Below are 22719 nucleotides of genomic sequence, written 5' to 3'. Positions count from 1 at the left end.
AAGCAGCATGTTGATCACTCATGATGTGGATGAGTTGCGCGCCAGGGTCGGCGAGCAGCGCCGTAAAGGGCGGCGCGTGGCCTTCGTGCCAACCATGGGCAACCTGCACGCAGGTCACTATTCATTGATCTCGACGGCAAGAGAGTACGGCGACTTCATCGTCGCCAGCATTTTTGTCAATCCGACCCAGTTTGGTGTCAACGAGGATTTCTCGCGCTATCCGCGGACTCCGCAGGAAGATGCACTGGGCCTGGAAAAACATCATTGCGATTTGTTGTTCACGCCTGAAGTCGACTGCGTGTATCCGTTCGGCGCCGAGCATGGCGTTCGCGTCAGTGTTCCGGAGCTCGGTGACGTACTCGAAGGTGCGAAACGACCGGGGCATTTTGACGGTGTCGCCAGCGTTGTCTCTCGGCTGTTCAATCTGGTCCAGCCCGATGTGGCGATTTTCGGCAGCAAGGATTATCAGCAATTGCTGGTCATTCGACGCCTGAGCGCGGATCTCGGGTTTCCCGTCGAAATTGTCGGCGCGCCGATTGTTCGCGAAAGCAGCGGTCTCGCCATGAGTTCGCGCAATCAATATCTGGATGCCGGACAGCGCGAGCAGGCGGCGGAAATTCGCGCCACTCTGGAATGGGTCAGCAAGCAACTCGATGAAGTCCTGGCCGAAGAACAACGGCGCAAAGACATGCTTGCGGAAATTGAAAGCAGCGCCATGCAGCGTCTTGTCGATGCCGGCTTCGAGCCCGACTATGTCGCCATCCGCAGCGCTGCAGATCTTGGCCCCGTGTCGGCTGAAGTGGATGAAGCGCTGGTCATCCTGATCGCTGCGCGGCTTGGCTCGGTGCGCCTGATCGACAACCTGGAATGGTCGATACCGACCATGGTTTGAGGGGCCTGCAAGACCAGGTGTGTCGAGGTCGTGGTTTGAAGTGTGATGTGTATGGCAGTTCGCCACACCTTGTGGTAGGATTACAACCGTCCTCGGGGTTTTTGCAACGTCAATCGTTGAAACCTCGTGGCCAACAGGGCGCATTGCAGGTAATCGTCACTCCAATTGAACCCTCGCGCGATAATCGCTGCGAGGGTTTTTTTTGTCCGGAATTTCCTGACTTGGTCAGAAAAATGCATCGCTTATCAACATCTTGAGATTGTTCCTCGGATCTGCCGTGCTCGTAGCGGCCAACATCATCCGATCACTTCTGACTTTCGCCTCGGGTGAGGAGCCGAAAAATTGTTAAACCGTTGTTGTTTTACAACAACAGTGCCGTTACAAAGCAGCCATGCCGGGATAACGATACCTGTTTCACCGCCGACCCTTCTGCAGGATGCGGCTTCAGCGGCCAAAAGCATCGGGCGTAAATGCCTTCTACCGAGGCGCGCGAAGGACGTGCTCCGCCAGCGCCCATTGCACATGTTCGCGGACGATCTCATCGGGATGACTGGCACGACTCTGCAAGGCATCGACAATCTCGTCCGAGAACGCCGCATTGCCCAGAGCCACCGCGATATTGCGCAACCAGCCGAGATAACCGGTGCGACGTATCGGCGAGCCTTCGGTACGCTTGAGGAACTCTTCCTCGCTCCAGGCAAAAAGGTCGATCAGTTGGTGATCGTCCAGCGAATGCCGGGGTTTGAAGTCGGATTCCGTGGTGGGCGTGGCGAACTTGTTCCACGGGCAGATCAGCTGGCAATCGTCACAGCCGAAAATGCGGTTGCCGATCGGCCGACGCAATTCCACGGGAATCGAGCCGCGCAGTTCGATGGTCAGATACGAAATGCAGCGACGCGCATCGACCTGATACGGAGCGACGATCGCCTGGGTCGGGCAAATATCGATGCAGCGTCGGCAGGTTCCGCAATGCTCGGTTGCCGGTGTGTCCAGCGGCAGCGGCAGATCCGTGTACAACTCGCCGAGGAAGAACCACGAGCCTGCATCGCGATTGATCATGCAGGTGTGCTTGCCAATCCAGCCGAGGCCGGCATCGCGGGCGAGGGCGCGTTCAAGCACCGGCGCTGAGTCGACAAAAGCGCGATACCCGAACGGGCCGACCGCATTGGCAATGCGATCGGCCAGCTTCTGCAGGCGATTGCGCATGAGCTTGTGATAGTCACGACCGAGCGCATAGCGGGCGACATAGGCACTTTGCGAATCAGCAAGGACATCCCAGCCATCGCGGGCGGATTCGGGCAGATAGTCCATGCGCACCGAAACCACGCGCAAGGTTCCGGGCAGCAACTCGTCAGGTCGACTGCGCTTGCTGCCGTGACGGGCCATGTATTCCATCTCGCCGTGACGCCCGGCATCAAGCCAGTTGAGCAGATGCGCCTCGTCTTCGGCCAATTCGACCCCGGCAATGCCGAGTTGCTGGAAACCCAGTTCGCCGGCCCATTCGTGCAGATCGCTGGTGAGCTTGGTGTAGTCGATGTTCGGCATGGTTCGAATTGATGAAAATGCATCGACAGCATACGAGGTTCAACGACCGGGGCGGTACGCTCCGTATAATCGCCAGATGACAGATTTGCCCCAATCCCGATCCCTTTATCGCGTTGACCAGGTTCGCGAAATCGATCTTGCCGCGATCAGTCGTGCTGAAATTCCCGGCCCGGAGCTGATGCGCCGTGCCGCGACGGCGGCATTTTCGTGCCTGCAAGAGCGCTGGCCGGAGGCGCGCTCACTGCTGGTGATCGCAGGTTCGGGCAACAATGGCGGCGATGCATTCCTGCTGGCGAAGCTGGCCCGGGCGGCTGGCCTTGATGTGCACGTCGTAGCGCTCGGAGCCGAATCACGGGGCGATGCGAAGCTCGCGCGCGCGGCCTGGATCGGTGCGGGGGGTGGCATCGAGGTTGCCGATCAGGCAACCCCATTGACTCAGGCTGACGTGCTGGTCGATGGCCTGTTCGGAACCGGCATCACGCGTGCGCCAGAGGGCGTGGCAGCGGCGTTGATCAATGCGATGAACGCGCACCAGGGCGGCAAACTTGCTCTCGATGTTCCTTCCGGTCTCGATGCCGACAGCGGCTGTGCCGCCGGAGTTGCTCTGCGTGCCGATATCACGATCAGTTTCGTCGCCTGGAAGCGCGGACTGTTCAGTGCCGACGGCGTTGATTGTTGCGGCGTGCTGCATCTCGATACGCTTGAAATCCCGGAGAATATTTTCGCTGATTTTTCTGCCGATGCGAAACTGCTTGGCATGCATGATCTGTCCTTGCTTTCGCCACGATCAAACAATGTGAACAAGGGGCAGTTCGGACATATTCTCGCCATCGGCGGTGATCACGGCATGGCCGGTGCCATATGCCTGAGTGCCGAAGCGGCATTGCGAGTCGGTGCAGGACGGGTCAGCGTGGCGACCCGGGCGGAACACGTGCCGACGGTCAATACGCGGTGTGCCGAGTTGATGGCGCGTGGTGTCGACAGTCCGCAATCACTGCAAGCCATGCTCGATCATTGCAGCGTGGTCGCAATCGGTCCGGGTCTGGGTCAGGGCGGTTGGAGCCACGCGATGTGGGATAGCGCGATTCGCGCAGGAAAGCCCGGTGTGCTCGATGCCGATGCCTTGAATCTGCTCGCCCGCGAGTCGCGCGCACTCGCGCACTCGACGGTGTTGACGCCGCATCCGGGCGAGGCGGCGCGGCTGCTCGGTTGTGATGTGGCCAGAATCCAGTCAGATCGGTTTGCCGCCGTGCGTGAGCTTGCTCGGCGCTACTCGGCGGTCGTCGTACTCAAGGGCGCAGGCAGCCTGATTGCCGATGCCGAAGGCCAGCTCGCGCTGTGTCCTTATGGCAACCCGGGAATGGCCAGTGCCGGCATGGGCGACGTACTGACAGGAGTCATCGGCGGGCTTCTGGGGCAAGGGCTTGACGCTTGGGATGCCGCTTGCCTGGGTACGCTGGTGCATGCGCTTGCCGGTGATGATGCCGCCGCTGAGTGTCCGCGTGGCTTGCTCGCGAGCGATCTTTTCGTGCCGCTGCGTCGTCTCGTCAACGGGTGTCGCGCATGAATTCGAGCAAGGCATGGGAGTGTATCGATGAGGCTGCGTTGACGCAGTTGGCCGAAACGCTTGCCGGGGTTATCGAAGCGGATGGTGTGATCCTTCTCGAAGGCGATCTCGGCGCAGGAAAAACCACGTTTGCACGCGCACTGCTGTCTGCACGTGGCGTCGGAGAGCGCATCAAGAGCCCGACATACAGCCTGATCGAATCCTATCGGGTCGATGATCTGAGCATGCATCATCTTGATTTGTACCGGATTGCCCATCCCGATGAACTCGAATGGCTGGGCCTTGCCGACCTGCTCGGATCAAGCAGTCTGGTTCTGATCGAGTGGCCCGAACGCGGTTTGGGTGCGATCCCGCCCGCGGACCTGTGCATTCGCCTCGATCACGCGGGTGAACGTCGCAATGCAATGATGAAAGCCCTGTCGGCACGTGGACAGGAGTGGTTGGGCAATCTTGAGGATCGTTTCAAGGAATCCGGCAACTCCTGAAATCTTTCTCAGGAACAGCGTGCATATTGCGGATTTACAAGGGAAAAGACTTGAATTGCGTCGCCATCTGCGCTTGAATGCCCAACCATGGACGGTCGTACGCCGATAATGACTCGAATTGTTTCCGCCCTCGCCTTGATGCTGGTCGCAGCGACCTCTGCCCAATCGGCGGAGATCAAGGCCCTGCGTATCTGGGCCGGTCCCGAGTACACGCGCGCCGTATTCGATGTCTCGGCACCGGTTGACTACAAGGTTTTCGATCTCGATGGCCCGGATCGCCTGGTTCTCGATCTGGAGTCCAGTTCATTTGCCAGCAATTACGATGCAGCCGAGGTCAAGGGTCTGCTCAAGGCTGTTCGCAGCGGACGCCATGGCAAGAATGGTTTGCGCGTTGTCTTCGATCTCGACGAAGGCGTTCGTCCGAAAAGTTTTCTCTTGCAGCCGGCGGAAAAGTTCGGCTATCGGCTGGTCCTGGATTTGTATCCGAAGACGCGTCCCGATCCGGTGAAGTCAGTCGCCAAAGTCGTGCCGCCGGGTGCCTCGCGCAATGTCGTGGTCATGATCGATGCCGGTCACGGGGGCGATGATCCGGGGTCGATCGGCGCTTCCGGCACCTTTGAAAAAGTCATCACGCTGGCCGTTGCCCAGGAACTCAAGCGTGTCATCGACAAGGAGCCGGGCATGAGCGGCATGCTGACCCGGGACAGCGACTTCTTTATTCCGCTGGAAGAGCGCTATCAGAAGGCGCGAGATGCCAAGGCCGATCTGTTCGTGTCGATCCATGCCGATGCCTTTACCAAGAGCGAAGCTCGCGGCAGCTCGGTCTGGGTGCTGTCGCCGCGAGGCGCGACGAGCGAGGCGGCGCGCTGGCTGGCCGACAGTGAAAACCGTGCCGATCTGGTCGGTGGCGTTTCCCTGGATACTCGCGACGACACTCTGGCTGCAGTGCTGCTGGATCTGTCACAAGGCGCCACGATGGAGGCCAGCAACTCGGTTGCCAGTCAGGTCTATGCCTCCCTGCGCCGGGTCGGTCCCACGCACAAGAATCATGTCGAGCGAGCCAACTTCATCGTGCTGCGCTCGCCGGACGTTCCCTCGATCCTGGTTGAGACGGCTTTCATTTCGAATCCGGCTGAAGAGCGTCGCCTGAAGACGCCAGCCGAACGTACCAAATTGGCCAACGCGATCCTTGATGGCATTCGCAATTACTTCCGCACGACTCCACCGCCGGGAACCTGGTTCGCACAGGCAGGCAACCGTGGCAAAGCCAGTCGCCATGTGGTCACCCGTGGTGAATCACTGAGCCTGATCGCGGCTCAGCATGGCACCTCGGTCGCCGCGCTGCGCAGCGCCAACAAGCTCTCACGTGACAGCGTGAACGTTGGCGAAGTCCTCGAAATTCCGCAGAGCTGAGCAGGCTCGACGGCGGGTCCGATCCGCTATCATGCGGGGCTGATCAAAGCCTGAGTGCCGCATGCCCCGTATCCACGCGCTTCCCGCCGAACTCGTCAATCAGATCGCTGCCGGTGAGGTCATCGAACGTCCGGCGTCGGTGGTCAAGGAGCTGATCGAAAATAGCCTTGATGCCGGTGCGCAGCGCATCGAGATCGATATCGAGGAGGGTGGGGCACGCCTGATCCGGGTACGCGATGACGGTAGCGGTATCGATGCCGACGATTTGCCCCTGGCGATTTCGGCCCATGCGACCAGCAAGATCGCCAGCTTCGAGGATCTGGAAAAAGTTGGCACGCTCGGATTCCGCGGTGAGGCGCTGCCCTCGATCGCCTCGGTATCCCGATTCGCGCTGACTTCGCGAACAGCGCAGGCGACCAGCGCGACACGTATCGAGGTTGATGGTGGCAAGCCTCACAGCCAGCGCCCGGCTCAGCATGCGCCCGGCACCAGTGTCGAAATCCGTGATCTTTTCTACAATTTGCCAGCACGGCGAAAATTTCTTCGCGCCGAGCGCACCGAGTTCAATCATATCGATGATCTGGTCAAGTCGATCGCGCTGGCACACGGCTCGGTCGAGATCCGCCTTGGCAACAACGGCAAGATCGTGCGTCTGTACAAACCGCTGCGCAGTGTCGAGGAAGCCAGTCGCCGAGTCGCCGATGTGCTCGGTCAGGAATTCGTCGACAACAGCTTGCGCGTGGATCATGAAGGCGCTGCGATGCGACTGACCGGCTGGGTCGGCCTGCCGACCGCCTCACGCTCGCAAGCCGACCAGCAATACTTCCATGTCAACGGTCGGCTGGTCCGCGATCGTGTCGTTGCCCATGCGGTGCGCCAGGCCTATGCCGATGTGCTGTTTCATGGCCGCCACCCCGCCTTTGTGCTTTTTCTCGAACTCGATCCGCAAGGCGTCGACGTCAACGTGCATCCGGCCAAGAGCGAAGTACGCTTTCGCGAGTCGCGATTGATTCACGATTTCCTTTATCGCAGCCTGCATGAGGCGCTGGCTGGCGCACGTGCCGGCATGCAACCGGTTGTTGTCGAAGCAGGTGGGGAGTCGACACCTTTCCAATCGATGCAAGGTTCGGTGCTGCGCCATCAGTCGGGCTTGCGTCTTGGCATCGGCGAGCCACTGGCCGACTACGCCGCACTGCTCGGTACGCCAACCGCAGCCAGTCCGGTGACATCGTTCGATCCTGCCTTCGGGCCGACTCCGGTGGACGCTGAGGAATCGGATATCCCGCCGCTCGGCTACGCGATCGCACAGGTTCACGGCGTCTTCGTCCTCGCCCAGAACGCGCACGGCTTGATCGTGGTTGACATGCACGCGGCGCATGAGCGCATCACCTATGAGCGCCTCAAGCTTGCCCAGGCTGGCGAAGGCATCCGCTCGCAGATGCTGCTGGTGCCGCTGATGATTGCGCTCAGCGAGAAAGAAGCCACGATTGTCGAGGAGCAGGGCGAACGCTTCAGTGAGCTTGGCTTCGATATTGCGCGCAGTGGCCCGCAAGGCATCACCGTGCGCAGGGTTCCGAGCTTGCTCGCAGCCGGCGATGTCGCGCAACTGGTTCGCGATGTGATTGCCGACTTGTCCACTCACGGCTCTTCGCGGCGCATCGAGGAAGTCGGAAACGAGCTGCTTTCGACCATGGCGTGCCATGGCTCGGTGCGTGCCAATCGCCGCCTGACCCTGCCCGAAATGAATGCCCTGCTGCGTGACATGGAAGCCACCGAACGTTCCGCTCAATGCAACCACGGTCGTCCGACCTGGGTGCAATTGACCATGCAGGAGCTTGATCGCCTGTTTCTTCGTGGTCGATGATAATCACCCGCCCAACCCAAGGAACCCTCGATGTTGATGACCAGCCTGTTGCTTGCTGCCAGTCTTTCCGGAACCCAACTGATTTCTGTCGGCAACGAGGACAACTACATGAAACAGATCGAAACCTGGCGCGCGGAGCGCGTCGAGCGCTTGAAGGCGCCGAACGGCTGGTTGTCCCTGGTTGGTCTGGACTGGCTGAAGCCCGGAATCAATACAATCGGCAGTGCCGGCGACAACGATATCGTCATCGCCAAGGCGCCTGCGCACCTTGGCAGCATCGAATGGAAAGGCGACAAGGTCAGCCTGACCCTGAGCGCCGATTCCGGGGCAAAGATTGACGGCAAATCCGCAACAAGCGCCGAACTGCTGGATGACTCTCACGAGTCACCGACGATGATCAGTTTCGATACCGTGAACTTCTACCTGATCGATCGTGCCGGCGGCAAGAAAGGCCTGCGCATCAAGGACAGCGAGGCGAAGACCCGCAGCGGATTCCTCGGCATCGATTACTTCCCGATTGATCCGAGCTGGCGCATCGAAGCGAAGTGGGTCGCATTCGATCCCCCGCATTTTCTCGAGGTTCCCAATGTGATCGGCACCATCGACAAGATGCCGGTGCCGGGCAAGGCCGTCTTCGAGCACGGCGGCAAGACTTTCGAGTTGCTGCCGGTGCTTGAAACCGATGATGCCGACGAGTTGTTCTACATCATTGCCGACAAGACCAGCGGCAAGGAAACCTATGGTGCGGCGCGCTTCATCTATTCGGAGATGCCCAAGGACGGCAAGGTCATCATCGATTTCAACAAGGCCTACAACCCGCCGTGCGCATTCACCCCATACGCCACTTGTCCACTTGCGCCACCCGAGAATCGGCTTGGCGTCGAGGTCAGGGCCGGCGAAAAGAAGTATCGCGGCAGCCATCACTGAAGCCGCGCCTCGGGATCACGAGCAACGAGCAAACAGACACCCGGCATCCATCACCCGTTTTTCGTCTCTGCGTTTCGGGCCGACCCGCAATGGCGCAGTCGCATCGCCGAGGAACGAAAAGTGCCGGCCTATTTGCCCGTGAACACCGGTTTGCGCCGCTCCAGGAATGCGCTGGTACCTTCGCGCATGTCGGCACTGGTGCAACTCAGGGCAAAGGCCTTGGATTCATAGTCCAGGCCTTCAATCGGCGAACACTCGCCACCAATCAGGATCGCATCCAGAATGCCTGCCAGCGCATGCGGCGCCGAGCTTGCAAGCTGGTCGGCCAGAGTACTGACCTCATCATCCAGACTTTCCACGCTGACCATGCGGGTGAGCAGGCCCAACTCGCTGGCGCGCTGTGCATTGACCGGCTGGCCGAGCAGGCAGAGCTCAAGCGCGGCGGAACGCCCGGCAAGTCGCAGCAGGCGTTGTGTGCCGCCAAAGCCCGGCAACAGGCCAAGCGTGATTTCGGGCAGGCCGAGTTTCGCCTTTTCACTGCCGATGCGCAGATGGCAGCTCATGGCGAGTTCGAGGCCGCCGCCAAGGGCGAATCCCTGGATGCGGGCAATCACCGGCTTTCCAAGCAGTTCGATGTTGCGCATCAGGGCTTGCCCGGTACGCGAGAACGCCTGCGCCTCGATCGGGGAAAGCGTATTCAGTTCGGCAATATCCGCACCGGCAACAAAAGCCTTCTCACCCGCGCCAGCAAGCACTACGACGCGCACGGAATCGTCATACCGAGCCTGTTCGAAGGCAATTTTCAGTTCGTTGAGAGTGTCGCGATTGAGCGCATTGAGTTTTTCTGGCCGATTGATGGTCAGGGTACGCACCGCGCCTCGATCCGCGCTGTTCAGGTTACGAAAGGCCATGCTTATCTCCTGGTATGTTCCGGTTCATGAAAGAGCCGGATCATATCAGTGGCTCCGGGCCGCGAACTTTGGTCGCCGCTTGCACTCACAACTGCCGCCCTTTACGCCAACTGGCTTCAATTGGCGTTAAGCAGCGGCTCGGTTACACTGGCCGGCCTTTTTCGGGCCAACCGGTTGGCCGGTCCGTCGCAACACCGTATTCCCATCCGTCTCAGATTCTTTCTGGAGGTAGCATGAAATTAGGTTTGTCACTCGCCATAGCGGCGTTGTTGGTAACAGGGACCGCTCTGGCCCAGGACACGACGTCCGAAAAGGGCAAGCTTTCGTATTCGATCGGCTATCAGGTCGGCAAGGATTTCCAGGACCGCAAGATGGATGTCGATATCAATACGGTCATTCGAGCGATCCAGGATGCGTACGCCAAACGTTCGCCAGCGGTGCCCGAAGAAAAGATGCGCGAGATCCTTACCGCCTTCCAGACCAAAATGATGACGGAAGCCAAGGCCGAGTTCGACAAGGTTGCCAATGCCAACTTGGCCGCCAGCAAGAAGTTCATGACCGAGAACAAGACCAAGAAGGGCATCGTTTCGCTGCCTTCAGGTTTGCAATACCGCGTCATTGAAGACGGTGCCGGCAAGCGCGTCGGTCCGACCAGCGAAGTCACCGTGCATTACCGCGGTTCGCTTTCCGATGGTTTGGAATTCGACAGTTCGTTTGCTCGCGGCCAGCCGGTCAAGTTCAAGGTCGATGAAGTGATCAAGGGCTGGCAGGAAGCGCTTTCGCGCATGAAGGTAGGCGATCACTGGCAGATCTTCGTGCCACCGGATCTTGCCTATGGCGAACGTGGCCAGGCGCCACGCATCGGTCCGAACCAGGCCCTGGTATTTGATATCAAGGTCATCGATTCGAACTGATCGAGTCCTGCGCCATGAACAAAAACGCCGCGGAATTTCGCGGCGTTTTTGTTTCCGGATCAGGGGAAGTCACGCATTTCCTCGACCGCTCTCTCCATATCGAGTTTGATCTGGTTGATGATGCGCATGGCCGGTTCGGCGCTGGCATCGTCGACATTGACGTCGGTGACACTGGCCTGACCTGATTTCGCCGTTTTGGCCTCTTCGTCACTGACGAACTGGGCGAGATAGACATAACCCTGGCGAAGACCTTCCTTGACTTCCGGGTGACCGGGTCCCAACTCTCTGAGCAGGGTCAGGATGGCGAACCGGATCGATTCACGTGGATGCGGCAGCAAACTTTCCGGCAAGCCGTAGACGCCGGGCTCGACGGTCGACAAAACCTTGCCGTAATCACTCACTACCTTTGTTGCCATTCCCAGCATGCGTGGCACCATGTTTCGGATTCGTCAGTAATGTAACAGCAGGCTGCAACTGCCAACAGGATTGCCCACCCGTTGAATATTGATTTCCCCCAACCTGTTCTCAGTCCCTGCATCGGCATTTGTCAGCTTGATGACGCCGGACTTTGCGTGGGTTGTTTCCGCACCGGCGATGAAATCGGTCGCTGGCTCGGCATGAGCACAGCCGAGCGCGACAGATTGATGAATGTGGTCTTGCCGCAGCGTGAGGCGGATCTGGCGTGAGCGAGCACATCAATATCCGGCGTCTGCGTCGCGCGACCCGAGCACTCGATGACCCACCGCAACCACCAGGCTGGAACGCAAACGAGTTTCCCGAGTTGTGGCCAGAACTGGCGCCGTTGCGTCAGGCGGCGGTTTTGTTGCCGGTCGTTTGCCGCGCCGACTCGTTGAGCATGTTGTTCACGCGACGCAACGAAACGATGCGTCATCATGCCGGGCAGATCAGTTTTCCTGGCGGTGCCCTGGAAGCTGCCGATCGCGATGCGATTGCCGCAGCCTTGCGCGAAACCGATGAGGAAACCGGTATCAAGCCGGAGTTTGTCGACGCATTCGGTTATCTCGATTGCCTGGACACGATTTCGGGCTTCAGCGTCACCCCGGTGGTGGCTGTGGTTCGCGAGGGTTTCCAGTTGAAACCGGATCCGGCTGAAGTTTCCGAAGTGTTCGAAGTGCCGCTCGATATCATCCTCGAACCGGGGTGCCTGAAGCGATCGGAAATCATGTGGCAAGGTCGCGGTCGGGAGATCTTCGAATTCGACTACGAAGGCAAACGCATCTGGGGCGCGACTGCCGCGATTCTGCAAAACCTGTTGCGACGTCTGGAGGCGAACCCATGAAACCCCTGATTTGCGTAGATGAACTGGCCGGGCTGATCGCCGGGAGCAACGTCCTCGTGGTGGATTGCCGCAAGGAATTGAGCTCGCCGGATAGCGGACACCTCGCCTGGACGGCGGGCCATATTCCCGGTGCGATCTATGCCGATCTTGATCGTGAACTGTCGGATCTTTCAAAGCGTGGCCTGGGTCGTCACCCCTTGCCGGACGAAACGGCTTTTTCCGCCGTGCTTTCACGCTGGGGCTGGACCCCGGATCGGTCCGTGGTTGCCTATGACGATGCCGGCGGCGCGCTCGCGGCCGCGCGCCTGTGGTGGATGATGCGCCTGGTCGGGGCCAGTCAGGTCCGTGTGCTCGATGGGGGTTGGTCGGCCTGGAATAGCAGCGGCGCACGTATCGAAACCAGTCAGCAGGTTCCGGCAGGCGCAGAAATTTCCGTACGCTACGACCCGACCCAACTGGTCGACTACGATGCCCTGCAGGCAGGACTCGATACACAATCAATCCTGCTCATTGATGCTCGTGGTGGGCCACGTTTTCGCGGTGAAGTGGAGCCACTGGATCGGATCGCCGGGCATATCCCCGGCGCACGCAACCGACCCTTCAGCGACAACCTCGCTGGCGATGGACGCTTCAAGTCCACTGAGCAACTGGCCGCCGAGTTCAAGACACTGCTCGGTGCCCGTGTGCCGGAATCGGTCGTGCATATGTGCGGTTCCGGAGTCACCGCCTGTCACAACCTGCTCGCCATGGAGCAGGCCGGATTGCATGGATCACGCCTGTTTGCGCCGTCGTGGAGTGGCTGGATCAGCGATCCGTCGCGCGCGATTGGCGTCGGTGCCGAGCCCAGGGCCGCGCTCTGATTGCGATGACGGTTGTGCAGCGCAATCTGCAATGCCCCTGATGCCGATCTTTTCGACCCTGTCCGGCGTCCCGGTCAGGAACCGCAAGCCGTTTGGCCCTATACTCCCGCTGTGCCAGTTCTGGCGCGCCCCTGCAATGAGGTTGAGTCCACTTGAGTACGTCTGAAACACGCGTCCGGCCGCGCCGGGCAGGCAACACCACCGCGGCGAAGAAAGCCCCAGCCACGCGCAAATCGACGGTAGCGAAGAAGGATGCGGCAGCCGCGCGAGATCCTGGCAGGCTGCCAGCGAAGTCGCCGGCCAAGGCCATGGAGCCCGCCCAGGCGCGTACGCCGAAACCGAAAGCCAAGCCTGCGGTGAAGAAGGCCGCCGCGAAAACGGCGTCAAAGAAGCGCATCAAACCGGATCTTGAGCAAGATGTGTTTGCGATGCTCCACGGCGTCGTCGTCAAGGCGCTTGAAGATCTCAAGGCGCGCGAAACCAGCGAAATCGACGTTCGCGGCAAGACTTCAGTCACCGACCTCATCGTCATCACCAGCGGTACCTCGACCCGACATGTCCGGTCGATCGCCGACGAAGTCGTGCGCGCAGCCAAGAAGATTGGCCTGCCACCGATCGGCGTCGAAGGCGAGCGTGAAGCGGAATGGGTGCTGGTTGATCTTGGCGATATCGTCGTCCACGTCATGCTGCCGCGTACCCGCGAGTTCTACAGCCTCGAACGCTTGTGGACCGTCGGCGATGACGAGCATCCCGAAAAGCTCGATGGCTGATCAGGATCGGGCATGCGCACACGACTGATCTCAGTCGGTGAACGCATGCCGGCCTGGGTCGCGCAAGGCTTCGCCGAATATCACAAGCGCCTTTCGCGTGAGTTGCCGCTTGAACTGGTTGAAGTGCCGCTCGGCAATCGCGGCAAAAGCCGCGACCCGGTTCGCGCGATGGCGATCGAAGGCGCGGCGGTACTTGCCGCCATTGCGCCGGAGACCCATGTCGTCGCCCTCGACGGTCGCGGCAAACCCTGGAGCAGCGAACAGCTTGCCGAGCAACTCGGCAACTGGCGCATGCAAGGCCGCGACCTCGCCATCCTCATCGGCGGCCCCGACGGCCACGCCGAAGACGTCCTCAAACGCGCCAACCAGCGTTGGTCACTCGGCCCACTGACCCTGCCGCACATGCTCGTGCGCCTGATCCTCGCCGAACAACTCTACCGCGCCACCACCATCCTCGCCGGGCATCCGTATCATCGGGCTTGAGCGTCGGGAAGTTTCCAGTCTCAGCTTTTGCGAATGAGTAGTGCCTTACTGCACTCAACGACTCGAAGCTTGTTCGCGAGTAGTGATCGCAAAGCCAATCAGGGAGCAGGGGGAGAAATGGAACAAAAATTCGAATCGCTTGCGCATTCACCAGATCATCCGCTGTCCGATCATTTGCGCGCTGTTGCAGCGCTCGCGGCAGAATTCTCTGCGCCCTTCGGATCTAACGACTGGGGTCATTTGGCCGGACTCTGGCACGACCTCGGGAAGTACCGCCCGGCATTCCAAGCCAAGCTTGCGGCCGTCGATGGCATTGACGCACATATAGAAGGGTTCGCGCAGCGTGTGACTCATTCACATGCGGGTGCACTTCATGCCATCCAAAGCCTCGGTCCGCTACGTGGGCAGATACTGGCGTTTCTGATCGCTGGTCATCATTCGGGGCTCCCGGATTTGGACGAAGCATCTCCAACCAGCCTGAAGTTCCGGCTGAGCAGCGAGATGGCCAAGCGCGAATTTGTGGAGGCAATGGCGCAGACGATCCCTGAGGACATTCTTACGGTAGAGCATCCAGCCTCGATGATTGCTGGCGGCACACAAGGCTTCGCGCTGTGGGTGCGCATGTTGTTTTCCAGCCTTGTCGATGCGGATTTTCTCGATACTGAAGCCTATTACGACTCAAATAAGGCATCGAAGCGATCCCGATATCCATCGCTTACCGCAACCAAGCTAGCTTTCGATGACTCAATGATCGCGCTTGAAGGGCGTGTGGCTAGCGGTCCAGATTTGCCGGTCAACCGTATCCGTGCAGAGGTTCTCGAAAAGTGTCGATCGAAAGGTCGCGATGCCGGGCTTGCGCCAGGGTTTTTCGAGTTGACTGTGCCGACCGGCGGCGGCAAGACATTTGCATCGTTGGCGTTTGCGCTTGAACATGCAATTGCTCATGACAAGCGTCGCATTGTTTATGCGATTCCGTATACCAGCATCATCGAGCAAACCGCCAAATCCTTCCGCAATGCGCTCTCTTCTTTGGGTGTGGATGCTGTGCTGGAGCATCACAGCAATCTGGATGTCTCCGAGCGCAAGGAGGATCACGCGAGTCGACTTGCGGCTGAAAATTGGGATGCGCCGCTGATCGTCACGACCAATGTCCAATTGTTCGAGTCCTTGCATGCCACTCGCACCAGCCGCTGCCGGAAGCTGCACAATCTGGCCAACAGCGTGATCGTGCTGGATGAAGCGCAACAACTTCCACGTGATTTTCTTGCGCCGATCCTGCGAGCGCTAAAACTGCTGGTCGCTCACTATGGCGTCACCGTGCTCTTCTGCACGGCAACCCAGCCCGCACTGATTCCACGTCGTGAACCGATCAGCAATCGTCTTCTTCTTGATGGAGTCGATGCAGAAGCAATGCGGCCGATCATTGATGATCCGCAGCCGATGTTTGATGCATTGCGTCGCGTGGATATTGACTTGCCTGCTGATTTTTCCGCACGCAGACACTGGCCGGAAATCGCGGCTGAGATTGCTGCGCATGATTGTGTGCTGAGCATCGTCAACGTTCGCCAACACGCGCGCGAGCTGTTTGCCCTGCTGCCGGAGGATGGCGCTATTCATCTATCGGCCTTGATGTGCGCCGAGCATCGCAGCGCCGTGATTGAGCAAATCAAGATCCGTTTGCGTGACAAGGCCGAAGGGAAGGATCAGCGTCCCTTGCGGGTGGTCAGCACGCAACTGGTCGAAGCAGGCGTTGATCTCGATTTCCCGGTGGTTTTCCGTGCGTTGGCCGGGCTCGATTCAATCGCCCAGGCGGCAGGTCGATGCAATCGTGAGGGGCGTCTCGAAGGAAGAGGAAAGGTCCGGGTTTTCGTTCCACCGCAATCGGCCCCTCCGGGAATCTTGCGTCAAGGCGAACAAGCAATGACAGAAATGGCCAAAACCGGTCGTCTGGCTGATCCGCTTTCACCGGCTGCCTTCACTGAATACTTCAATCAACTCTACGCCAAGGACGACAGCGGCTTCGATCGTGGCGGAGTACTTGAATTGCTCAAGCATGACCGCGCCGCATTCCGCACCGCGGCGGAGCGATTCCGTCTGATCGACAACGACAGCGAAAGTATCATCGTGGCGTATCGCAAGGATGGTGCGTCGGAGAGTCCTGTCGGCGCTTGGTTGGGCGCGCTCGAAAAGGACGGTCGTCAAACCGGGCTCTATCGTAAATTGCAGCGCTATACAGTTAGCGTCCCACGTCGAATCTTCGAACAAATGCTCAGGCGCGGTGAACTGGAAGAGCGCGCCGGACTTTGGCTGGCACTCGATTTGCTTTATGACCAGAGGCTTGGATTGACGGTGACTAGCGATACCGGCAATCCAGCCGACTATATTTGCTGAAGGAGCGCCAATGAACGCAAAAGGATTCTGTATTGAAGTGAGTGGCCCCTACGCTTGCTTCACGCGTCCGGAAATGAAGGTCGAGCGGGTCAGCTACGATGTGATCACACCATCGGCTGCGCGCGCGATTTTTGAGGCGATTCTGTGGAAACCGGCGATCCGATGGCAGGTTTCACGTATCGAAGTCTGCGAGCCCATTCGTTGGATTTCAGTGCGGCGCAATGAGGTCGGTGCGGTCGTTCCGATGGGGTCGGTCAAGAGTGCCATGACGGCGGGCAAGGGTTCCCTGGGGCTGAATGTCGAGGATCAGCGCCAACAGCGCGCCGGATTGCTGCTGCGTGACGTACGCTATCGGTTGCATGCGCGGTTTGAGTTGACAGAGAAGGCCGGGGAAGGGGACACGGAGGCGAAATTTGCTGCCATGTTCGAGCGCCGCGCGTCGCAGGGCCAGTGCTTCAATCAGCCTTACCTCGGCACACGTGAGTTTTCATGCGCATTCCGACTGCTTGATGGCAAGACGGATGCATTTGTGCCGCCTGCTGATCTCGTCGGTGAGCGCGATCTTGGCTGGACCCTGTATGACCTCGATTTCGGCCCACCCCCGCATGCCGAGCCAAAGCCGTTGTTTTATCGCGCGATGCTGCGTGATGGCGTGCTTGAAGTGCCGGCACGGGACAGTGCGGAGGTGCGCGGATGATTCTGCAAGCGTTGAATGAATATTACGTTCGCAAGAGTGCCAGCGGCGAACTTCCCCCGCCCGGCTTTTCGACCAAGGCGATTCCGTTTCTTGTCGTGCTTTCACCAAACGGCATATTCGTTCAACTGGCCGATACTCGGGAACTGGTAGGGAAGCGGTTTGTCGCCAAGACGTTTCTGGTTCCGGAGGAAAAGGAGCGAAGCGGACCTCGTGCATATGAAACGGCCAATCTTCTCTGGGACCACTATGGGTATGCGTTGAATTTCCCGAAGTCGGATCGGCAGCAGGACGTCGAAATGGCGCACAAGCAATTCACGGCATTCAGGAAATGCGTTGATCAAGCGCTGCATAGTCTGCCGGAAGAAATTGGGCTTCAGGCAGTTGCCGCATTCCTCGACAGTGATGAGCAGATCCAGCGAGTTCGTGCTGATTTGCGGTGGGATGAATGTTCTCGTATTCCAGGTTGCAACATTTCGTTCCGCCTTGATGGGGATGTTGAGTTGGTTTGCCAGCGCCCACGAATCGCAGAACTCGTTGCTGAGGGTACGGATTTGGGTCCACAAGACGATGAATTTGATGGTGCAGCTTCAACAGTTCATGCGTTCTGTGCTGTGACTGGGGAGATTGATCAAATCGCGCGTTTGCATCGACGCACGCCGATCACCAATTCCAAGAGCAACGCGAAGCTGGTCTCTTTCCAGAAGAATTCTGGATATGACTCATACGGGAAGGAACAGAGTTTCAATGCCCCGGTCGGTGAGAAGGCCGCTTTCGCCTACACAACAGCGCTCAATCATCTCTTGCGCAAGGGTTCGTCGCAGCGCATGCAAATAGGCGATGCGTCGACCGTGTTCTGGGCTGCGGATGCCAACAAATCCCCCTTTGAGAGCGATTTCGCGGCCGTGTTTGGTGAGACGGAAATGGACGGCCCGGATCGTGGCGTCGAAGCCGTGCGCAATCTCTATCGGGCGACTGCCACCGGTGCCTATGCAGGCGATGATCGCGATTCGCGATTTTTTGTGCTCGGTCTTGCTCCAAACGCGGCACGAATCGCGGTGCGCTTCTGGCAAAGTTCGACGATTGCCGAATTGGCATTGCGCATCCGCCAGCACTTCGACGATCTCGAACTGGTCAAGCCGGATTTCGAGAGCCCGTACCTGTCGCTGTATCGGTTGTTCACCTCGATCGCCCTGCTAAACAAGGTCGAGAACATTCCGCCGGATATGGCCGGCGACACAATGCGCGCCATTCTTCTCGGCTCCCCTTATCCCTCAACCTTGATGCAGGCCGCAATTCGCCGAATTCGCGCTGATCAAACGATCAAATATCCGCGCGCTGCCGTGCTCAAGGCATCGCTGAATCGATTGATTCGCCACAACCGGCTGTCCGCCAAGGAGTTGACCGTGAGCCTCGATCCTGAAAACACCGATCCCGCCTATCGTCTCGGCAGATTGTTCGCCGCACTCGAACGTATCCAGGCCATTGCCCAGCCTGGCATCAACGCGACCATTCGCGAGCGCTACTTCGGCGCAGCCAGTAGCTCGCCATCGAGCGTTTTTCCGATATTGCTGAAATTGAAGAACCATCACCTGGCCAAGATCGACAAACCCGGCCTGGTGGTCTGGTTCGAGAAACTGCTCGGTCAGATCTTCGCCGGACTGAATGCGATACCGACGCGCCTCAGCCTGACCGAGCAGGGCTTGTTTGCCGTCGGCTACTACCACCAGCAACAGGATTTCTACACCTCAAAACAGAAGCCCGATGACGTGGCTTCGCAACCGGAAGATCAGGGAGAAACAGCATGAGCCTGGAAAAACGTTACGACTTTGCGTTGTTGTTCGATGTGCAGGATGGCAATCCGAATGGTGATCCCGATGCCGGCAACTTGCCGCGCCTCGATGCTGAATCGGGTCATGGCCTGGTCACCGATGTTTGCCTAAAGCGCAAGGTGCGCAACTACGTCGGCATGGCCAAGGGTGAGAAGCCTCCGTTTGAAATCTACGTCAAGGAAAAGGCCATCCTGAACGACCAGCACGAACGCGCCTACAAAGGCATTGGTGCTGAGGAATTGCTCAAGGGCGATAGCAAGAAGCGCAAAGGCGGCGACAAGGTTGATGAGGCTCGTGCCTGGATGTGCCAAAACTTTTTCGATGTGCGCACGTTCGGTGCGGTGATGTCGACAGGCATCAATTGCGGCCAGGTTCGCGGTCCGGTGCAGATTACCTTTGCTCGATCCATCGACCCCATCGTGCAACTGGAACACTCGATTACGCGGATGGCGGTCGCAACGAAAGCGGAAGCTGAGAAGCAGGATGGTGACAATCGCACCATGGGCCGCAAGTTCACCGTTCCCTACGGTCTCTACCTCGCCCATGGTTTCGTTTCCGCGCACTTGGCCAATCAGACCGGGTTTTCCGCAGAAGATCTGGCATTGCTTTGGGAGGCGCTGGCCAACCTGTTCGAGCACGATCGTTCGGCGGCGCGTGGCTTGATGTCGATGCGCGGGCTCTACGTGTTTGAGCACGCGGGCGCACTGGGCAACGCGCCAGCACACAGTCTATTCGAGCGCATCAACTTTGCACTGCGCCCCGGTGTCACCGCAGCGCGTTCGTTCACCGACTACACGGTCGCCATCGATGAAACCGGTCTGCCGAACGGCGTTGCCCTACATCGCAAGGTCGGTTGATTCCATCAATGACGCCGCAACGAGCGCTGAAATCCACTTCATGATCAAGCAGACGCCGGAACGTGGTCTGCTTGCCCGCGCAGCAGACCAGGCAATCTTTGTTGAAGTCGACAATGAAACGGAGTTTTATTGTCGAGTGTGTGATGTTGTGACGTTGCATTTTGAGGGAGGGTCGGCGCCTTTGTTGAGCCGAATGTACTTCGTACGAGATGAAATCATCGTCTCATGAGATTGCCGCGAGACATTGACCGCGTCGAACCGGTTCCCATTTCGGCACTGCAGCATTGGAGCTACTGTCCGCGTCAATGCGCATTGATCCATGTTGAGCAAGTCTTTTCCGAGAACGTTCACACGATGCGCGGCAATGCCGTGCATGCCCATGTCGATGAACCGGGCGCGGAATTAAAGGGGACTGTCCGCATCGAACGCGCGATGCCCTTGTGGTGCGATCGGATCGGGTTGATTGGAAAGGCGGATCTGGTGGAATTTTCTGCTGATGGCTCGGCCTATCCGGTCGAATACAAGCACGGCCCGCGTCGGCAACATCGTCACGATGATCTTCAGCTTGCCGCGCAGGCGCTTTGTCTGGAGGAAATGACCGGGAAGGCGGTCAAGGCGGGTGCGATATTTCACTTCACGTCACGTAGACGCCGTGAAGTAGTGATTGATGAATCGTTGCGTGAAGCAGTTGAATCGGCGGCCATCACGGTTCGCGAACTTATGCTTTCATCGACACTTCCTGCGCCGGTCAATGATGCTCGTTGTCGACAGTGCTCACTCAGCGAACTCTGTCAGCCTAAACTCAAAAGCCTGCAACCGCGATACGCCAGCCTGCTCAAGGAGCTTCATTCATCATGACGGCTCACACCTTGCTCAACACCCTGTACGTGATGACCAGCGGCAGCTACCTGCATCTGGACAACGACACAATCCGCATCGAGATCGAGCGTGAAGCAAAGTTGCGCGTGCCGCTTCATCACCTGTGCGGAATCGTCACCGTGGGTGATGTGTTGATCTCGCCTGCGCTGATCGGCCGCTGTGCGGAAAGCGGTATCGGCATGACCCTGCTCGATCGCAATGGTCGTTTCCGCGCGCGAGTCGAAGGGCCGACCACCGGCAACGTTTTTCTTCGCAAGGCTCAACATGAAGTCGCCGCTGATCCAATTCGGACATTGGGCATTGCCCGCAACATTGTTGCGGGCAAGTTACGTAATTGCCGCACGTTGCTGCAACGAGGCACGCGTGAATCAAAAGATGCAGCAGACACAGCGGCACTTGATGCTGCGGTGCTGAAGTTCAACGCCTCATTGCGGGCGGTAGCGATCGCCAACGATGTCGACAAGCTGCGTGGCATCGAAGGGGAGGCGGCACGCACCTACTTTTCTGCGTTGAATCACGTGATCAGAGGAGATGCGAGAGCAACGTTCTCGATGGATGGCCGCAACCGCCGACCACCGCGTGATCCAATGAATGCAGTGCTTTCGTTTCTCTACACCCTGGCGACTCATGACTGTCGAAGCGCACTGGAAACAGTCGGTCTTGATCCGCAGGTTGGGTTTCTGCATGTACTACGACCTGGCCGACCGGCGCTCGCGCTTGATCTGGTTGAGGAGTTTCGTTCGGTGATCGCCGATCGCCTGGCCCTGACCTTGATCAACCGAGGGCAACTCAAAGCAGATGATTTCCGCAATACCGAAGGCGGAGGTGTACTGATGAGCGATGATGCGCGCCGAACAATTGGCACCGCATGGCAGGAAAAGAAGAAGGAAGAGTTGAAACATCCGTTGCTCGAAACTGAAGTGCCTTACGGGCTGCTTGCGCAAATTCAGGCACGTCTTCTTGCACGCAGCTTGCGCGGCGAAACCGAAGCCTATCTACCTTTCATGGCGCGTTGAGCATGCTCATCATCGTCTGCTATGACGTATCTACTGAAACCCGTGAAGGCAGAAGGCGCCTTCGCCGTGTTGCGAAGGCGTGTGAAGGCGTTGGCCAGCGGGTGCAGAAATCTGTATTCGAGTGTCGCGTTGATCAGATGCAGGTCGAGAAGTTGGAACGGAAGCTTCTGGATATTATCGATGAGGACGAAGATTGTCTGCGTTTCTACCGGCTGACCGAGCCTGTTGAACTCCACGTCAAAGAGTTCGGCAATTTCCAGGCGATCGACTTCGAAGGGCCGCTGGTCATATGAAACGTTCGCGCGAACCTGTAGCGATGTCGAAATCACGGGAGGTTCGCGATTCCCTGAAATCCTATGCTAGTGGCCAAACGCAGCTTGCACGGCAGTACATCGCACCGCGACAATCGAGCTTACCTCGTAGGTTCGCGAATACCCCACGAATTTTCCCCGTGGGACAACGGTTTATCGGCGAGGTGTCGCCCGCTCAGCAATGAGCGGGCGCGGATTGAAACCAGTACACCTATTTGTGCAACCTGAGGGCTGGACGGTCGCCCGCTCAGCAATGAGCGGGCGCGGATTGAAACGCTGCCCAACCCGAGTAGCGAACGGCAGGCGTTGTCGCCCGCTCAGCAATGAGCGGGCGCGGATTGAAACCTCTGCGGCCAAGAATGACTGGCACATAGACCTCGTCGCCCGCTCAGCAATGAGCGGGCGCGGATTGAAACACCGATGCCACCGGCAGAACGCTGTCGCCAGAGGCGTCGCCCGCTCAGCAATGAGCGGGCGCGGATTGAAACAAGGACTACAAGGCTGATGTGGGTGGCTCGTGTCTGTCGCCCGCTCAGCAATGAGCGGGCGCGGATTGAAACCGGCGGGATTTACTGCTGTGGGCGCAATCCGGCGCGTCGCCCGCTCAGCAATGAGCGGGCGCGGATTGAAACGGCCTTGGCGATGTCGGCGACATCGTTGTGGCCAGTCGCCCGCTCAGCAATGAGCGGGCGCGGATTGAAACATTCAAGCCGACGCCTACGGCGCGGCTTAATTCGTCGCCCGCTCAGCAATGAGCGGGCGCGGATTGAAACCCAGTAGGCTTTGACGTCCTCCGCATCATCATCGG

21 protein-coding genes, 1 pseudogene and 1 CRISPR repeat array are annotated in these 22719 nt (G+C 58.8%); of the genes and pseudogenes, 19 read left to right on the top strand and 3 right to left on the bottom strand.

Annotated features, from left to right (window positions below):
- Positions 1-7: 7 nt before the first annotated feature.
- Positions 8-892 carry a pantoate--beta-alanine ligase gene (gene panC / locus VFN25_RS11070; protein WP_325141843.1) on the top strand — a complete coding sequence of 295 codons (885 nt, stop codon included), beginning with the start codon at positions 8-10 and terminating at the stop codon, positions 890-892.
- 477 nt (positions 893-1369) lie between these two features.
- Here the strand turns inward: panC and queG are convergent, their stop codons facing one another.
- Positions 1370-2437 carry a tRNA epoxyqueuosine(34) reductase QueG gene (gene queG, locus VFN25_RS11065; protein ID WP_325141841.1) on the bottom strand — a complete coding sequence of 356 codons (1068 nt, stop codon included), beginning with the start codon at positions 2435-2437 and terminating at the stop codon, positions 1370-1372.
- A 76-nt stretch (positions 2438-2513) separates the two neighbouring features.
- Between queG and VFN25_RS11060 the strand changes: the two genes are divergently transcribed.
- The 5 genes from VFN25_RS11060 (at position 2514) to VFN25_RS11040 (ending at position 8693) form a co-directional block, all read left to right on the top strand.
- Positions 2514-4004: an NAD(P)H-hydrate dehydratase gene (locus VFN25_RS11060; RefSeq protein WP_325141839.1), complete on the top strand. Its 1491-nt coding sequence runs from the start codon at positions 2514-2516 to the stop codon at positions 4002-4004.
- Complete coding sequence (gene tsaE / locus VFN25_RS11055) at positions 4001-4489, top strand: tRNA (adenosine(37)-N6)-threonylcarbamoyltransferase complex ATPase subunit type 1 TsaE (RefSeq protein ID WP_325141837.1); 489 nt, start codon at positions 4001-4003, stop codon at positions 4487-4489. The genes VFN25_RS11060 and tsaE overlap by 4 nt, the downstream gene beginning before the upstream one ends.
- Before the next feature lie 87 nt (positions 4490-4576).
- Complete coding sequence (locus VFN25_RS11050) at positions 4577-5902, top strand: N-acetylmuramoyl-L-alanine amidase (RefSeq protein WP_325141835.1); 1326 nt, start codon at positions 4577-4579, stop codon at positions 5900-5902.
- Positions 5903-5963: 61 nt separating this feature from the next.
- Positions 5964-7766 (top strand): DNA mismatch repair endonuclease MutL, encoded by a 1803-nt coding sequence (mutL, locus tag VFN25_RS11045; protein ID WP_325141834.1) that lies wholly within the window; start codon positions 5964-5966, stop codon positions 7764-7766.
- Positions 7767-7796: 30 nt separating this feature from the next.
- Complete coding sequence (locus VFN25_RS11040) at positions 7797-8693, top strand: DUF1684 domain-containing protein (protein WP_325141831.1); 897 nt, start codon at positions 7797-7799, stop codon at positions 8691-8693.
- A gap of 128 nt (positions 8694-8821) precedes the next feature.
- Here VFN25_RS11040 and VFN25_RS11035 read toward each other — a convergent pair whose 3' ends face one another.
- The gene (locus tag VFN25_RS11035; protein WP_325141828.1) at positions 8822-9604 is read right to left on the bottom strand and encodes an enoyl-CoA hydratase/isomerase family protein; all 783 of its coding nucleotides are present in this window, start codon (positions 9602-9604) and stop codon (positions 8822-8824) included.
- Between the two features lie 233 nt (positions 9605-9837).
- Between VFN25_RS11035 and VFN25_RS11030 the strand changes: the two genes are divergently transcribed.
- Positions 9838-10518, top strand: coding sequence for an FKBP-type peptidyl-prolyl cis-trans isomerase (locus VFN25_RS11030; RefSeq protein ID WP_325141826.1), 681 nt, complete (start codon positions 9838-9840; stop codon positions 10516-10518).
- Between the two features lie 59 nt (positions 10519-10577).
- Here the strand turns inward: VFN25_RS11030 and VFN25_RS11025 are convergent, their stop codons facing one another.
- Positions 10578-10934, bottom strand: a complete 357-nt coding sequence (locus tag VFN25_RS11025) for a hypothetical protein (protein WP_325141824.1) — start codon at positions 10932-10934, stop codon at positions 10578-10580.
- A gap of 69 nt (positions 10935-11003) precedes the next feature.
- On the opposite strand from VFN25_RS11025, the pseudogene VFN25_RS11020 reads away from it, so the two are divergent.
- The 12 genes and pseudogenes from VFN25_RS11020 to cas2 all read left to right on the top strand — a co-directional run bounded on the left by VFN25_RS11020 (position 11004) and on the right by cas2 (position 21893).
- A pseudogene (locus tag VFN25_RS11020) lies at positions 11004-11818 on the top strand (CoA pyrophosphatase).
- Entirely contained in the window at positions 11815-12678 is an 864-nt protein-coding gene (locus tag VFN25_RS11015) for a sulfurtransferase (protein WP_325141822.1), read from the top strand. Before VFN25_RS11020 ends, VFN25_RS11015 begins: the two are co-directional and overlap by 4 nt.
- 428 nt (positions 12679-13106) lie before the next feature.
- On the top strand, positions 13107-13448 hold the full coding sequence (rsfS, locus tag VFN25_RS11010) for a ribosome silencing factor (RefSeq protein ID WP_325141867.1): 342 nt from the start codon (positions 13107-13109) through the stop codon (positions 13446-13448).
- A gap of 12 nt (positions 13449-13460) precedes the next feature.
- On the top strand, positions 13461-13931 hold the full coding sequence (rlmH, locus tag VFN25_RS11005; RefSeq protein ID WP_325141820.1) for a 23S rRNA (pseudouridine(1915)-N(3))-methyltransferase RlmH: 471 nt from the start codon (positions 13461-13463) through the stop codon (positions 13929-13931).
- 33 nt (positions 13932-13964) lie between these two features.
- Positions 13965-16322 (top strand): CRISPR-associated endonuclease Cas3'', encoded by a 2358-nt coding sequence (locus VFN25_RS11000; RefSeq protein ID WP_325141818.1) that lies wholly within the window; start codon positions 13965-13967, stop codon positions 16320-16322.
- A gap of 10 nt (positions 16323-16332) precedes the next feature.
- On the top strand, positions 16333-17019 hold the full coding sequence (gene cas5c, locus VFN25_RS10995; protein WP_325141816.1) for a type I-C CRISPR-associated protein Cas5c: 687 nt from the start codon (positions 16333-16335) through the stop codon (positions 17017-17019).
- Positions 17016-18824 carry a type I-C CRISPR-associated protein Cas8c/Csd1 gene (gene cas8c / locus VFN25_RS10990; RefSeq protein ID WP_325141814.1) on the top strand — a complete coding sequence of 603 codons (1809 nt, stop codon included), beginning with the start codon at positions 17016-17018 and terminating at the stop codon, positions 18822-18824. Before cas5c ends, cas8c begins: the two co-directional genes overlap by 4 nt.
- A complete protein-coding gene (gene cas7c / locus VFN25_RS10985) occupies positions 18821-19705 on the top strand; it encodes a type I-C CRISPR-associated protein Cas7/Csd2 (protein ID WP_325141812.1) in 885 nt (294 codons plus the stop codon). Before cas8c ends, cas7c begins: the two co-directional genes overlap by 4 nt.
- A gap of 40 nt (positions 19706-19745) precedes the next feature.
- Positions 19746-19934 carry a hypothetical protein gene (locus VFN25_RS10980; RefSeq protein ID WP_325141810.1) on the top strand — a complete coding sequence of 63 codons (189 nt, stop codon included), beginning with the start codon at positions 19746-19748 and terminating at the stop codon, positions 19932-19934.
- Positions 19931-20563, top strand: a complete 633-nt coding sequence (gene cas4 / locus VFN25_RS10975) for a CRISPR-associated protein Cas4 (RefSeq protein WP_325141808.1) — start codon at positions 19931-19933, stop codon at positions 20561-20563. The genes VFN25_RS10980 and cas4 overlap by 4 nt, the downstream gene beginning before the upstream one ends.
- Positions 20560-21600 carry a type I-C CRISPR-associated endonuclease Cas1c gene (gene cas1c / locus VFN25_RS10970; RefSeq protein ID WP_325141806.1) on the top strand — a complete coding sequence of 347 codons (1041 nt, stop codon included), beginning with the start codon at positions 20560-20562 and terminating at the stop codon, positions 21598-21600. The genes cas4 and cas1c overlap by 4 nt, the downstream gene beginning before the upstream one ends.
- A gap of 2 nt (positions 21601-21602) precedes the next feature.
- Positions 21603-21893, top strand: a complete 291-nt coding sequence (gene cas2 / locus VFN25_RS10965) for a CRISPR-associated endonuclease Cas2 (protein WP_325141804.1) — start codon at positions 21603-21605, stop codon at positions 21891-21893.
- A 184-nt stretch (positions 21894-22077) separates the two neighbouring features.
- Positions 22078-22684: a CRISPR direct-repeat array (repeat unit 37 nt; unit sequence GTCGCCCGCTCAGCAATGAGCGGGCGCGGATTGAAAC).
- Between the last annotated feature and the right edge of the window lie 35 nt (positions 22685-22719).

This window comes from Dokdonella sp. (genome assembly GCF_035703485.1).
Lineage (GTDB): Bacteria > Pseudomonadota > Gammaproteobacteria > Xanthomonadales > Rhodanobacteraceae > Dokdonella.
Note: the sequence above shows the minus strand (reverse complement) of the source record. Positions and strands in the feature narration are given on the sequence as shown.